The 12,629-nt window shown below is 62.1% G+C and carries 14 protein-coding genes; 7 read left to right on the forward strand and 7 right to left on the reverse strand.

Annotated elements, in window-relative coordinates:
• The first annotated feature begins 28 nt into the window (after positions 1–28).
• Positions 29–667 carry a VUT family protein gene (locus tag FN060_RS00335; RefSeq protein WP_142586392.1) on the forward strand — a complete coding sequence of 213 codons (639 nt, stop codon included), beginning with the start codon at positions 29–31 and terminating at the stop codon, positions 665–667.
• A 19-nt stretch (positions 668–686) separates the two neighbouring features.
• On the opposite strand, the gene FN060_RS00340 is transcribed toward FN060_RS00335, so the two are convergent.
• The 4 genes from FN060_RS00340 to FN060_RS00355 form a co-directional block, all read right to left on the reverse strand.
• Complete coding sequence (locus tag FN060_RS00340) at positions 687–1,667, reverse strand: esterase-like activity of phytase family protein (RefSeq protein ID WP_142586742.1); 981 nt, start codon at positions 1,665–1,667, stop codon at positions 687–689.
• A gap of 14 nt (positions 1,668–1,681) precedes the next feature.
• Entirely contained in the window at positions 1,682–3,580 is a 1,899-nt protein-coding gene (gene cobT / locus FN060_RS00345) for a cobaltochelatase subunit CobT (RefSeq protein ID WP_142586393.1), read from the reverse strand.
• Positions 3,581–3,592: 12 nt separating this feature from the next.
• On the reverse strand, positions 3,593–4,585 hold the full coding sequence (gene cobS, locus FN060_RS00350) for a cobaltochelatase subunit CobS (protein ID WP_052640328.1): 993 nt from the start codon (positions 4,583–4,585) through the stop codon (positions 3,593–3,595).
• 61 nt (positions 4,586–4,646) lie between these two features.
• Positions 4,647–5,267 carry a J domain-containing protein gene (locus FN060_RS00355; protein ID WP_142586394.1) on the reverse strand — a complete coding sequence of 207 codons (621 nt, stop codon included), beginning with the start codon at positions 5,265–5,267 and terminating at the stop codon, positions 4,647–4,649.
• Positions 5,268–5,367: 100 nt separating this feature from the next.
• Here FN060_RS00355 and FN060_RS00360 point away from each other — a divergent pair, with 100 nt between their 5' ends.
• A complete protein-coding gene (locus FN060_RS00360) occupies positions 5,368–5,649 on the forward strand; it encodes a BolA family protein (RefSeq protein WP_142586395.1) in 282 nt (93 codons plus the stop codon).
• Positions 5,650–5,652: 3 nt separating this feature from the next.
• On the opposite strand, the gene FN060_RS00365 is transcribed toward FN060_RS00360, so the two are convergent.
• Genes FN060_RS00365 through FN060_RS00375 form a run of 3 tightly spaced genes read right to left on the reverse strand, consistent with a single transcriptional unit; the run spans position 5,653 to position 8,680 of the window.
• A complete protein-coding gene (locus tag FN060_RS00365) occupies positions 5,653–6,957 on the reverse strand; it encodes an HlyC/CorC family transporter (RefSeq protein WP_425312124.1) in 1,305 nt (434 codons plus the stop codon).
• A complete protein-coding gene (aroB, locus tag FN060_RS00370; RefSeq protein WP_425312125.1) occupies positions 6,957–8,078 on the reverse strand; it encodes a 3-dehydroquinate synthase in 1,122 nt (373 codons plus the stop codon). The genes FN060_RS00365 and aroB overlap by 1 nt, the downstream gene beginning before the upstream one ends.
• An 8-nt stretch (positions 8,079–8,086) precedes the next feature.
• Entirely contained in the window at positions 8,087–8,680 is a 594-nt protein-coding gene (locus FN060_RS00375) for a shikimate kinase (RefSeq protein WP_052640333.1), read from the reverse strand.
• A 157-nt stretch (positions 8,681–8,837) separates the two neighbouring features.
• On the opposite strand from FN060_RS00375, the gene FN060_RS00380 reads away from it, so the two are divergent.
• The 5 genes from FN060_RS00380 to FN060_RS00400 all read left to right on the forward strand — a co-directional run bounded on the left by FN060_RS00380 (position 8,838) and on the right by FN060_RS00400 (position 12,623).
• Positions 8,838–8,993, forward strand: a complete 156-nt coding sequence (locus FN060_RS00380; protein WP_172972366.1) for a hypothetical protein — start codon at positions 8,838–8,840, stop codon at positions 8,991–8,993.
• Between the two features lie 5 nt (positions 8,994–8,998).
• Positions 8,999–9,943: a site-specific tyrosine recombinase XerD gene (gene xerD, locus FN060_RS00385; RefSeq protein ID WP_142586398.1), complete on the forward strand. Its 945-nt coding sequence runs from the start codon at positions 8,999–9,001 to the stop codon at positions 9,941–9,943.
• 40 nt (positions 9,944–9,983) lie between these two features.
• Positions 9,984–10,937: an acetyl-CoA carboxylase carboxyltransferase subunit alpha gene (locus FN060_RS00390; protein ID WP_052640335.1), complete on the forward strand. Its 954-nt coding sequence runs from the start codon at positions 9,984–9,986 to the stop codon at positions 10,935–10,937.
• A 175-nt stretch (positions 10,938–11,112) separates the two neighbouring features.
• Positions 11,113–12,390 carry a L,D-transpeptidase family protein gene (locus FN060_RS00395; protein ID WP_142586399.1) on the forward strand — a complete coding sequence of 426 codons (1,278 nt, stop codon included), beginning with the start codon at positions 11,113–11,115 and terminating at the stop codon, positions 12,388–12,390.
• On the forward strand, positions 12,387–12,623 hold the full coding sequence (locus tag FN060_RS00400; RefSeq protein WP_142586400.1) for a sulfurtransferase TusA family protein: 237 nt from the start codon (positions 12,387–12,389) through the stop codon (positions 12,621–12,623). Before FN060_RS00395 ends, FN060_RS00400 begins: the two co-directional genes overlap by 4 nt.
• Positions 12,624–12,629 lie beyond the last annotated feature (6 nt).

Below are 12,629 nucleotides of genomic sequence, written 5' to 3' on the forward strand. Positions count from 1 at the left end.
AACTGGTGGCATCACCCAGGATAAAAAAATGCGATACCTTCGCCATACCTCCATCTATGCACTACTGATGGCGGCTATCGTCGTCGCCTCGAACTTCTTCGTCCAGTTCCCGCTCTCCGGGACGCTGTTTGGCGTCCAGCTCGGCGACCTGCTGACCTGGGGTGCGTTCACCTATCCCGTCGCCTTCCTCGTCACCGACCTCACCAACCGGCAGTTCGGCCCTTCGATTGCGCGACGTGTCGTGCTGGCAGGCTTCGTTGTCGGGGTAGCCGTTTCTTTCTGGACCTCCGTCCCGCGGATCGCCATTGCGTCGGGTACCGCCTTCCTGGTCGGCCAGCTTCTCGATATCTCGATCTTCAACCAATTGCGGCGGCAGACCTGGTGGCATGCGCCGCTGGCTGGCTCGCTGGCTGGCTCGGCGCTCGATACAGCCCTGTTCTTCTCGCTGGCTTTCGCGTCCTCGCTCGCGTTCCTCGGCCCCAATGACGCGTTCGCCATCGAATGGGCGCCGATCCTCGGCATCATGACAAACGAAGCGCCGCGCTGGGTTTCGTGGGCGCTGGGCGATCTCGGCGTCAAGATCCTCGTCGGCTTCGTGATGCTCCTGCCCTATGGCGCGCTGATGAGCGTCTTGAAGCCCATGCCACCCGCCAAGGCCGCAGGCTGACGATGTCCCCACTGGTGGATTAATCCACCAGGCGGAACTCCAGCATGACGTTCCTCTGGAGGAAGGACCGGTTGTCGTCGGAGACCAGGATGATGCGGGTTTCGCCATTCTCGATGAGGACGTCGACGCCTTCCATATTGTCGATCTCGGCACCCATGTCGGCCTCGATCAATACCTCCCCGTCCACCAGTGCGCCTGGCTTGATCGAACTGGTTTCGATGCGCCGCAGACGCATGCCGACACCATTGAGATAGCTGAACCGACGCTCCAGCAGAAGCAGATCGCCATCCGGCAGAAATGCGCCGTCGGTAACCGCCCAAGGGTCCTGCCTCGCTACCTTGAAGACGCCCTTGCGGGCCCCGCTCAGGACGGCAGCAAACAGGTTTCCATCGCCGTCGATACTTCTCTCCGCCACCGCCACCAGCGCGCCTTCAAGGGGTCCATCTTTCGGCGAACTCACCAGCGTTTCGATGCCCCCATTGGCACGAAGCTCCCCGCGCGGAATTACCATCTCCACGGATTGTGGCCTCGTCTTTGCAAAACCCGGATCAGGATAGGCGTCGATCCGGTGCCGGCGCTCATAGCTGACGATCAACCGTCCCGGCTGCAGCGCGAGCCCTTCAGCATCGATGTCGGACTTCGAAGGCTTCCGGCCCCTAGTGTCTTGCATGCCACTGATCGACAGGGAAGAGAAACGGGACAGTCGGCCCCCTGCATCGCGCTCTATGGATCCGGTGAGCCACTGGCCGGTATCCTGTACGGCCACAAAATCGCGCCCGTTCGGCCGAAAGCGGATGGCCGAGACGCCGCCGAGTCGGCTGTCGGATGACGAGAACTGGAAGCCGCCAACGAATTCCAGCGACCCGAAGCGGCTCTCGGTAGATCCTGGCTGGAACTGCCTGATAGGCGAGGTTTGGAGAGGCAATAGATCCGTCGCCGGAGCCACTGGCACTACGGCGGCCAAACTCAGGATCGCCGCCAGAAGCAAGCTTCGGCGCATCGTGTACAGCTTCGTCACCCGGCGCGCCGCATCCTGCCTGCGCTGCGGCCGCCATTCTCCTCGAACAGCGCGGCAAGCTGCTCCGTCATCGCGCCGGCAAGTTCGTCAGCATCGACGATGGTCACGGCCTTGCGATAATAGCGGGTGACGTCATGACCGATGCCGATCGCCAGGAGTTCGACGGGCGAACGGGTCTCGATCTGCTCGATGACCGCGCGAAGGTGCCGCTCCAGATAGTTGCCTGGATTGACGGAGAGCGTCGAGTCGTCGACGGGCGCGCCATCTGAGATCATCATCAGGATCTTGCGTTGCTCCGGCCGGCCGATCAGGCGATTATGCGCCCACATCAGCGCTTCGCCGTCGATATTCTCCTTGAGCAGACCCTCGCGCATCATCAGCCCGAGGTTGCGGCGCGAGCGACGCCAAGGTGCATCGGCGGACTTGTAAACGATGTGACGAAGATCATTGAGCCGGCCCGGATTAGCCGGTTTCCCGCTCGCCAGCCAGCTTTCGCGCGATTGTCCGCCCTTCCAGGCCTTGGTGGTGAAGCCGAGAATTTCGACCTTGACGCCGCAGCGCTCTAGCGTGCGGGCAAGGATATCGGCGCAGGTGGCGGCAACCGTGATCGGACGCCCACGCATCGAACCGGAATTGTCCAGCACAAGAGACACGACCGTGTCCCTGAACTGCGTGTCCCGCTCCTTCTTGAAGGAAAGGGGCTGCATCGGATCGATAACCAGGCGTACCAGCCGGGCGGAGTCGAGATAGCCTTCTTCGAGATCGAAATCCCATGAACGGTTCTGCTGCGCCATCAGGCGGCGCTGCAATCGGTTCGCCAGTCGCCCCACGGCCCCCTGTAGATGCGACAGTTGCTTGTCGAGGAATGCGCGCAGGCGGTCCAGTTCAGCCTCGTCGCACAGTTCCTCAGCGAGGACCTCCTCGTCGAATTCCTGCGTGAAGATCCGATAATCGACCTTCTCGTTGAAGTCATCGAACGGGCTGTGTGGCCGCTTGGTCTCACCGGGCGTCTCCGAATGATCGTCCGCCTCATCCGACATCTCGTCATCGGACATTTCGGCGCCATCCATCTCGCCTTCGTCCATCTCATCGTCGGCAGCTTCGCTCTGCTCCGCCGGCGCGGCATCGGAACCAGCCTCCTCCTCGACCTCCTCATTCTCGGTCTCGTTGCTGCGCGGCTGCTCGTCGTCGTTCGGGTTCTCCATCTCCTCGGGCTCGGACTCTTCGTCCCCGAGGTCTTCCGCCACCTGCATCGACGAGAGCATGTGGCGCACGAGCTTCCCGAAGGCTTGCTGATCTTCGATGGCTCCCTTCAGGCTGTCGAGATCGGTACCCGCCTTTTCCTCGATGAACGGGCGCCAGAGTTCGAGGACCTTGCCGGCACTTTCCGGTGCCTTGGTGCCGGCGAGCTTCTCGCGCACCAGCATCGCCATGGCTTCAGCCAGCGGCGCGTCTTCCTGGCGCTCGATCCCGGAAAAATTCGCCTTGGCGTATTTCTCGGCATTCATGGAGTTGAGGTTCCCGGCAACGCCGGTCATGCGCAGCGCACCAAGCGATTCGACCCGGGCCTGCTCCACGGCATCGAACACGCTGCGGGCATCAGGACCCTGGGGAGAGAGGCTCGCGTGAGTGCTGGTGTCGTGACAGGCGAGTCGCAGCGCCATGGAATCGCCAAGCCCGCGGGTTACCGCAAGTTCGTGCGCCGTCGGACGTTTCGAGATCTCCGGCAGCCGGATACGCTCTCCCGCCATTCCGGGGCGCTCATTGGCGAAGCTGACCTCAACCTCCGCGTCACCGGCGATGGAGCGGACACAACCGGTGATCGCCCGGCGCATCGGCTCGGTGTCTACCGGGCCGCCCGACCTGCTCTTCTGGTTGTCTCCGGGGCCTGCCATTCTGATCCTGCCTCAGGCTCCGAGCACGATGTTCGCCGCGCTCTCCTTCAGCTCGACACCGAAGGCACGCTGGTACTGCTCCGCGACCAGCGTCCGCTCCAGTTCGTCACACTTGTTGAGGAAGGTGATCCGGAAGGCAAAGGCCACGTCACCGAATATCTCGGCATTCTCCGCCCAGGTGATGACCGTACGCGGGCTCATGACCGTCGAAAGATCGCCGTTCATGAAGGCGGAGCGGGTGAGATCTGCGACGCGCACCATCTTCGAGACCGTCTCACGGCCCTCGGCCGTCTTGCCGAAGCTCTTCACCTTGGCGGCAACGATGTCGACTTCCTTGTCGTGCGGCAGGTAGTTCAGCGTCGTGACGATAGACCAGCGGTCCATCTGCGCCTGGTTGATCTGCTGCGTGCCGTGATAGAGGCCGGTCGTGTCGCCGAGGCCGACCGTATTGGCGGTGGCGAACAGGCGGAAGGCCGGATGCGGGCGAATGACCCGACTCTGGTCGAGAAGCGTCAGGCGACCGGAGGATTCCAGCACGCGCTGAATGACGAACATGACGTCCGGGCGGCCCGCATCATACTCATCGAAGACAAGCGCGACATTGTGCTGGTAAGCCCAGGGCAGGATGCCGTCCTTGAACTCGGTGACCTGCTTGCCGTCCTTGAGGACGATCGCGTCCTTGCCGACAAGGTCGATACGGCTGACATGGCTGTCGAGGTTGACGCGCACGCACGGCCAGTTGAGGCGCGCCGCGACCTGCTCGATATGCGTGGACTTGCCGGTACCGTGATAGCCGGAGACCATGACGCGCCGGTTGTGCGCGAAACCGGCGAGGATGGCGAGCGTCGTGTCGCGATCGAAGAGGTAGTCGGGGTCTAGGTCGGGAACATAGGGGTCGCCGCTGCTGTAGGCCGGCACCCTGATGTCGGTGTCGATGCCGAAGACCTCCCGGACCGAGACTGACGTGTCGGGAAGGTTCGAAATATCCAGATCGATCTTGCTCATTATCTCTCCAAGGCGCGAGCCACCGCCCGGCCGCCATATCCTCTGCCGTTCGTCGTATCGCTTAGCAGAAACCGGCTTGCTTCAACAACTGATATGCTTGGATTACGGCGCGAAAACGTTCCTCGGAACCTCGGTCACCGCCATTGGCGTCCGGGTGGTGCTTCTTGACCAGTTGCTTGTAGCGGCTCTTGATCTCGTCGGACGTCGCGCTTGCTGTGAGGTCCAGCGTATCGAACGCCTTCGCCTCCAAGGTCTTCAGCTTGCGGGCCTGCGGGCGGGGCCGGGAGCCCTCTCCCTGGGCCACGAAGCCGAAGGGATCCTTGATCCTGTTGTGTGAGGCGGCGGAGCCGGAACGCATGGTTGAGTGAAGCGGCGCAGTCTTCGATGCCTTGTTCACCCCCATCGTCCAGGTCGGCCGGTGGCCGGTTATCGCTTCCTTCTGGTAGCGGGCGATCTCGCTGTCGGAGAGGCCCGAGAAGTAGTTGTAGCCCTTGTTGTAGTCCTTCACATGCTCGAAGCAGAAGAGAAAGAACTGTCCCTCGGCATTGCGCCCGACCGGCGCCCGGTGAACGCCAGGCTTGTCGCATCCATCCCACTGGCACACCGGCGCCTCCACGGCAGTTTCCTGCTGCGGCTTCCGGCGCGTGCGAATGCGATCGAAGTATTTGGAGTCGAGTTTCATACGGGCTCATTATGGGGTTCGGGCAGAGGCGCTACAAGAATTGACAAAGCGGTTTCTTGCTGGTTTCTGGGTAGCCCCCTTTCCCTGTCTCGGAGGCGATATGTCCATCAAAGCCCAGATCGAATCACTGCTCCAGGACGGGCTGCATCCGGAGCAGATCGAGGTCATCAACGAAAGCCATCAGCATGCCGGCCACCAGCCCGGCTTCGATGGCGCCGGCGAAACCCACATGCGGGTGAGGATCGTCGCGGCGCAGTTTGGCGGCATGAGCCGGCTGCAGCGCCACCGGGCTGTCAACGACCTCCTGAAGCCTGTGCTGGACGCCGGACTGCATGCTTTGGCGATCGAGGCCGCGGCACCGGGAGAACCTCGAAGGTGGTAAGCCTCACTCGGCGGGAAGGTTCACTTCCGCCGGTCGGATCCGCAGGCGGGTGATCCGGTTCTTCTCGCGCTTCATGATGATGAAGCGCTTGCCGTAAAAGGTGAAGGCCTGCCGCTCCCGCGGAATCAGCTTGGATTCGTGGATAACGAGGCCGGCAATCGTGGTCGCCTCGTCGTCGGGCAGGTTCCAGTCGAGCGCCCGGTTCAGGTCGCGGATCGGGACGGACCCGTCGACGATGATAGAGCCGTCGGCTTCCTGCCGCACGCCTTCGATCTCCAGGTCGTGCTCATCGGATATGTCTCCGACGATTTCTTCCAGGATGTCCTCGAGCGTGACGATGCCCTGCACTTCCCCATACTCGTCGACGACAACGGCGAAGTGGACCTTCCGACGAAGAAATGCATTGAGCTGATCCTTCAGCGTCGTGCTGTCCGGAACGAACCACGGCTTCTGGGCAATCTTGACGATGTCCAGGTTCTCCGGCTCGACATTCGGCTCCGCCAGCGCCCGCAGGAGGTCCTTTGCATGGACGACGCCGATGATGTTCTCCGTCGAGTTCCGCCAGACCGGCATGCGGGTAAATGGGCTCTCCAGAACCGTCCTGACCGCCACCTCTGGCGGATCGTCGGCATTGACGGCTCGCATGACGGTGCGGTGCCTCATGATGTCGGAAACTTCGAGTTCCTCGAGATCGAGAAGGCCGCCGACACGGTCGCGATCCGCCTTTTTGAAGCCGCCCTCGCGATGAAGATGGTCCAAGGCACTCCGGAGCTCCTCATGGGCGGAGAGCATGGAGCCTTCGCTCGAGAGGTTGATCCCGACCAGGGAGAGTAGCCAGCGGACGATTGCATTGACCCCGCTCGACAGCGGGCCGACCACCAGCACGAAGAGACGCACCACCGGCGCCACAACCATCGCGAAGCGGTCGGGCGAGGAGATTGCCCAGCTTTTGGGAAGCACCTCGGAGAAGATCACCAGCAGGACTGTCATCAGAAGCGTGGCAAACGCTACACCCGAATCTCCGAACAGGCCGAGAAAGAGGCTGGTGGCGAGCGACGACGCCAGGATGTTCACCAGGTTGTTGCCGATCAGAAGCGCACCGATCAGGCGGTCGCGACGCCTGATCAAGGATGCGACGACGCCAGCCCGGTGATCACCATTGGCCTCGAGCGTGTGCATCCGCGCCGGGGAGGCTGCGGTAAGCGCTGTCTCGGAACCGGAGAAGAAGGCGGAGGCGCAGATCAGAACGAGGATCGAGACGATCGTCAGCCAGTATTCCGAGAGCACGGAGACAAAGGTTTCTATCATCAGGATCGCATGTCCTCCAGGAAGCTGGCGACCTCCGATGGCGGCACGTCATCGGCAACGAACGATTGCCCCACGCCGCGGGTGAGGATGAAAGTGAGCTTGCCACCCTTGACCTTCTTGTCCTGGGCAATCGCATCCATGAGAACATCGGTCGGCGGCAGTTCGCCCTCGATGTCGGTGATCCGCGTCGGAAGACCGACCTCGGACAGATGCGCGGCAACACGCTGAGCGTCATCCGGGCTTGCAAGGTTCAGCCGGGCGGAGAACTGATGCGCGAGCACCATGCCGATCGCAACGCCCTCTCCATGGACGAGGCGGCTGCTGTCGTAGGCCGTCGCCGCCTCGAGGGCGTGGCCGAAGGTGTGCCCGAGGTTGAGCAACGCACGACGACCCGTCTCCCGCTCGTCCTCCACGACCACGTCTGCCTTGGCCCGGCAACTGATGGCGATCGCCTCGTTCCGTTCCGGGCCACCCTCGAAGACCTGCTTCCAGTGCTTCTCGAGCCAGTGGAAGAAATAAGGCTTGTCGATCAGTCCGTATTTCACGACCTCGGCGTAACCAGCCCGGAATTCCCGCGGCGACAGGCTGTCGAGAACGGCTGTGTCGGCAAGCACCAGATCGGGCTGGTGGAAGACGCCCAGAAGGTTCTTGCCATGGCGCGTGTTGATGCCCGTCTTGCCGCCCACGGAGGAATCCACCTGTGCGAGGAGCGAGGTCGGGATCTGCACGAAGCGCACTCCCCGACGGACGATGCCCGCTGCAAAACCGGCCAGATCGCCGATGACGCCGCCGCCGAGAGCGATCACGGCATCGTTGCGCTCGATCTTCGCCGACAGCACCATGTCCGCAACCGCGGCCAGATTGTCGAAGCTCTTGGTCTTCTCGCCTGCCGGCAATGTCAGCGAAACGGCCTCGATACCGTCGGTCTGCAGGCTGTCCATGAGCGGTGCCAGGTAATGCGATGCGACGTTCTCGTCGGTGATGATCGCAGCCCGCCTGCCCTTCAGGCGTGCCGTGAATTCTCCGCCCGCGCGACCGATGAGCCCGGGGCCGATCAGGATGTCGTAGGCACGCTCCCCGAGAGGGACATGGACGATACGTTCCTCCGCAGGCCTGAGCATTGCAGCACTCATTTCCCCTGACCTTTCTCTGCGAGTTCGACAACTGCAGACAAGACGTTCGTCACCATGGTCTCCTTGCGGACATTGCCGGAATAGACGGTGAGGTCCGCCTCTGCATAAATCGGGTACCGATGATTCATGAGGTTCTCCAGCGTCGCCTTCGGGTTTTCCGTCTTCAGGAGTGGCCGATGGTCACGTTTGTTGACCCGCTCCCACAGTACATCGAGGTCCGCTTTCAGCCAGACGGATATGCCACCCTGCTTGATAAGCCTGCGGGTATTGTCGTTGATGAACGCCCCTCCGCCCGTCGAAATGACCCGCGGTCCGCCTTTCAGCAGCCTGTCGATCACCCTTGCCTCCAGCGCCCGGAATTCGGGCTCGCCATAGCTGGCGAAGAGTTCGGCGATCGTCATCCGGGAGACCTTCTCGATCTCTCCGTCGGTATCCACGAAGGGAATGGAGAGAGCCTGCGCCACCATCTTGCCGATCACCGACTTGCCCGCCCCCATTAGGCCGACAAAGACGAGGTTGCGCTTGCCAAGGGCAGCGCGAGCCTGTTCCGCAAGCGAGGACGCCGCGACGGGTGCTAGGAGGTCTGTCATAGGCCTGTATCCATTTCGTCAACGGTATCGACAAATGGACCGGCAGCGTCAAGTCGTGCTGCCGCGAAAGAGGTTGCTCGCGGCGGGCTTGCCTGACCGCAAGGGTTTACGCATATAGTGCGCACTCGCACCGGAGTGCGAACGGAGCCGTCAATCTATGCCCACCCTCTTTCGCTTCCTCTTCATCCTGACGGCCATCGCCGGCGTGATCTATGGGAGCATGGTGGCCCTCGTCCTCCTCGTGGAACCACGCGAGCGGGAAGTCTCCGTGCGGGTTCCGTCGGAGCGCCTGAACCCCGCCCCTCAGGAATAGTCGGCATGGCCGACCTCTCTCACGCCCACATCGAGGCCTTTCTCGAGATGATGAGCGCAGAGCGTGGCGCCGCCGGCAACACACTCGCGTCCTATCAGCGGGACCTCGATGACCTCCATTCCTTCCTGGCGGCAAAGAAGGTCTCCTCCATCACCGCCGGCAGCAGGGATCTCAGCGCCTACCTTTCGGACCTCGGGAAAAAGGGATTTGCCCCCAGCTCCCAGGCGCGCAGGTTGTCGGCGATGCGGCAGTTCTACAAGTTCCTCTACGCGGAGGGCCTTAGGGGCGACGACCCGACATCCACCCTGGACAGCCCAAAGAAACGCAGGGCGCTGCCGAAAACCATGAGCGAGGACGACGTTACGCGTCTTCTGGAGCAGGCGGCACGAGAGGCGGATGATCCATCGCAGGGCCAGTATGTCCGTCTTCGCATGCTGGCCCTGCTCGAACTCCTCTACGCCACCGGCATGCGCGTCAGCGAGCTCGTCTCCCTGCCCGCCCGCGTCCTCAGCCAGGAGGGCCGCTTCCTGATTATCCGGGGGAAGGGCAACAAGGAACGGCTCGTCCCGCTTTCGAAATCCGCGATCGACGTCCTGCAGCGATACGGACAGGCTCGACAGGCGGAACTGGCGGAAGCAGACGACGACCCCTGGCTTTTCCCTTCGCCGGGTAAGAGTGGCTACCTGCCGCGCCAGGTCTTTGCCCGCGACCTGAAGGCCATTGCCGCACGGGCCGGACTTAGAGCCGCCGCAATTTCACCGCACGTCATGCGCCACGCGTTCGCGAGCCACCTCCTGCAGCATGGAGCGGACCTGCGCATCGTTCAGGAATTGCTCGGTCACTCCGACATTTCCACCACACAGATATACACTCATGTGCTCGAGGAACGGCTGAGGCAATTGGTGCAGACGCACCACCCCCTTGCAAAAACCGGCGAAAACCGGGAATAGAAGGCCGCCGCCAAGCCAGAATGATCGGAACACGGATCTCATGCAGACTTATCTCGACTTCGAAAAGCCTATCTCAGACCTCGAGGGCAAGATCCACGAACTGAAGAAGCTTGCCGCTGAAGACGAGAGCATCGACACATCCGAGGAGATCGCGAGACTTGAGGGCCGCGTTCGCGAAGCGACCGAAGAGATCTATTCGAAGCTGAACGCCTGGCAGAAGACCCAGGTGGCGCGTCATCCCCAGCGCCCGCATTTCGTCGATTATGCGTCGCATCTGCTGACCGACTTCACACCGCTCGCGGGTGACCGGGGTTTCGGCGAGGATGCGGCGATCCAGGCCGGTCTCGCTCGCTTTCGCGGACAGCCTGTCGCCGTGATCGGCCAGGAAAAGGGCCACGACACGAAGAGCCGCCTCAAGCACAATTTCGGCAGCCCTCGTCCTGAAGGCTATCGCAAGGCGATCCGCGTCATGGAAATGGCCGACCGTTTCGGCCTGCCGATCATCTCGCTGGTAGACACTGCAGGCGCCTATCCGGGTGTCGGAGCGGAGGAGCGTGGACAGGCGGAAGCAATCGCCCGTTCCACCGAAATGTGTCTTGCAGTGCGCGTTCCCATGGTCTCGGTCGTCATCGGCGAGGGCGGCTCCGGCGGAGCCATCGCCATTGCGACAGGCAATCGCGTCTACATGCTCCAGAACGCGATCTATTCGGTGATTTCGCCCGAAGGTGCGGCATCCATCCTGTGGCGGGATTCGACCCGTGCGAAGGAAGCCGCCACCAACATGCGGATCACGGCGGAAGACCTGAAGGAGTTGGGCATCATCGACGACATCATCCCCGAGCCCGTCGGCGGCGCCCACAGGGATCCCCAGACGGTCATCACGGCTACCGGGAATGTCATCGAAGAGGCCTTGGCGGAACTCGGCAAGCTGTCGGGCGACGAGGTGCGCGCCGCACGGCGCCAGAAGTTCCTCCAGATCGGCCGTAACCTCTGAAGGGTGCAGCCTTAGCTCAATTTGGCCACATTGCTGATCAGGGTGGCACTTAGCCGCAGTTTTGCTATACAGACGGGGACGAGCGGTTAAGAAGATGTAAAGATTACCGCTTCATTATCGCTGCTGTTACGCAGATACTTATGTCCGCAATACACAGTCACGTGGTCCTATGCCGATGCGCCTGAAAAACATCGCTCTCGCTCTCGCACTCGCGACCGCCCTTGCAGGCTGCAATGATACTCTCGACTCCGTCGACGTGTCCAAGATCAAGAACAAGGTCGAGCACCCCCTGCCCTCGCGCATTGTCGCCGAGATGCAGAAGAAGAACATGCCGCGCACGTCGCCGATCATGATCCGCATCTTCAAGGAAGAAGGTGTCCTGGAGGTCTGGAAGGCGAAAGCCGACAACCGCTTCGACATGATCTCGAGCTACCAGATCTGCGCGTGGTCGGGAAAGCTCGGCCCGAAGAAGAAGGAAGGCGACAGGCAGGCGCCCGAAGGCTTCTACAACCTGACGCCGGCGCATCTCAATCCGAACTCCAAGTACTTCCTCGCCATCAATACGGGTTTCCCAAACCGTTATGACCAGGTCAACGGTCGGACCGGTTCCGACCTGATGATCCACGGCGCCTGCTCGTCGTCCGGGTGCTACTCGATGACCGACGAGCAGGTTCTGGAAATCTATGCCTTCGCGCGCGACGCCTTCAAAGGTGGTCAGTCCGCTGTGCAACTGCAGGCCTTTCCCTTCCGGATGACGGCTGAGAACATGGCCCGCCACCGTGGCAGCGAGCACTACGACTTCTGGCAGATGCTGAAGACCGGCTACGACAACTTCGAGGTGACGAAGCGTCCCCCCGAGGTGAATGTCTGCGAGAAAAGGTACGTCTTCAACCAGCAGGTCGAGGGCGCAGCGACCTTCAACGCTGCGGCAGCCTGCCCGCCGATGTCGACATCCCCGGGCTTGATGGCCGCTCTTGCATCCCATCAGCAGAGCTACGAAGTTGCCTATGCGAAGGCCGTCAAGAAGCTTGACGGCATGGTCTGGTACGAGCCCTCCGAAGCCGAGCGAAAGGCCGTGGTTGCCGAGAAGCGCAAGGGCCGGGACGTTGCCTATGCCCCGACCGGCACCTCTCTCGAAGCCGGCAAGCTGATGAAGCGCGAGGAGTTCGAGGCGCTGATGGCGAGGCGCACGGCGCCGGAAAGCAAACCCGCAACGACCATGCTTGCCTCGACGTCCGCCCGTCCGGCGACGGCGGCGGAGCGTATGAAGCAGGACCGCCTGCCGCGCCAGCAAAGCGAAATAGCTGCCGCCCCGACTGCAGAACCGACGGCTACGGCCGATGCATCGTCCAGCACAGTGCCGATCCCGGTTCAGAATCCAATGGCCTATGCCGCCCCGCCGGTTTCAGACAGCAAGAAACGGCCGTTCTGGAAGTTCTGGTCGCAGGAATGACATCCGGCAAGTCGGACTCCGCCTATGACTTGCGGGGTCTCAAATGCCCTCTTCCGGTGCTCAAGACCCGCCGGCGGTTGAAGTCGATGCGTTCCGGCGACGAGCTTATCATCGAAACGAGCGACCCCTTGGCCGGCATCGACATCCCGCACTTCTGCCGGGAGGAAGGCCACGAACTGCTGCAGTCGGAAAAGACCAGCGACGGCCACCGCTTCTACATCCGGAAGGGATGACCGGGG

It is taken from the genome of Pseudorhizobium halotolerans, assembly GCF_902153235.2.
Lineage (GTDB): Bacteria > Pseudomonadota > Alphaproteobacteria > Rhizobiales > Rhizobiaceae > Neorhizobium > Neorhizobium flavum.

Excerpts from the sequence above, each read along its gene's own strand:
- FN060_RS00335 (WP_142586392.1), top strand. The coding sequence starts at position 29 with ATGCGATACCTTCGCCATACCTCCATCTATGCACTACTGATGGCGGCT.
- FN060_RS00340 (WP_142586742.1), bottom strand. The coding sequence starts at position 1,667 with ATGCGCCGAAGCTTGCTTCTGGCGGCGATCCTGAGTTTGGCCGCCGTA.
- cobT (WP_142586393.1), bottom strand. The coding sequence starts at position 3,580 with ATGGCAGGCCCCGGAGACAACCAGAAGAGCAGGTCGGGCGGCCCGGTA.
- cobS (WP_052640328.1), bottom strand. The coding sequence starts at position 4,585 with ATGAGCAAGATCGATCTGGATATTTCGAACCTTCCCGACACGTCAGTC.
- FN060_RS00355 (WP_142586394.1), bottom strand. The coding sequence starts at position 5,267 with ATGAAACTCGACTCCAAATACTTCGATCGCATTCGCACGCGCCGGAAG.
- FN060_RS00360 (WP_142586395.1), top strand. The coding sequence starts at position 5,368 with ATGTCCATCAAAGCCCAGATCGAATCACTGCTCCAGGACGGGCTGCAT.
- FN060_RS00365 (WP_425312124.1), bottom strand. The coding sequence starts at position 6,957 with ATGATAGAAACCTTTGTCTCCGTGCTCTCGGAATACTGGCTGACGATC.
- aroB (WP_425312125.1), bottom strand. The coding sequence starts at position 8,078 with ATGCTCAGGCCTGCGGAGGAACGTATCGTCCATGTCCCTCTCGGGGAG.
- FN060_RS00375 (WP_052640333.1), bottom strand. The coding sequence starts at position 8,680 with ATGACAGACCTCCTAGCACCCGTCGCGGCGTCCTCGCTTGCGGAACAG.
- FN060_RS00380 (WP_172972366.1), top strand. The coding sequence starts at position 8,838 with ATGCCCACCCTCTTTCGCTTCCTCTTCATCCTGACGGCCATCGCCGGC.
- xerD (WP_142586398.1), top strand. The coding sequence starts at position 8,999 with ATGGCCGACCTCTCTCACGCCCACATCGAGGCCTTTCTCGAGATGATG.
- FN060_RS00390 (WP_052640335.1), top strand. The coding sequence starts at position 9,984 with ATGCAGACTTATCTCGACTTCGAAAAGCCTATCTCAGACCTCGAGGGC.
- FN060_RS00395 (WP_142586399.1), top strand. The coding sequence starts at position 11,113 with ATGCGCCTGAAAAACATCGCTCTCGCTCTCGCACTCGCGACCGCCCTT.
- FN060_RS00400 (WP_142586400.1), top strand. The coding sequence starts at position 12,387 with ATGACATCCGGCAAGTCGGACTCCGCCTATGACTTGCGGGGTCTCAAA.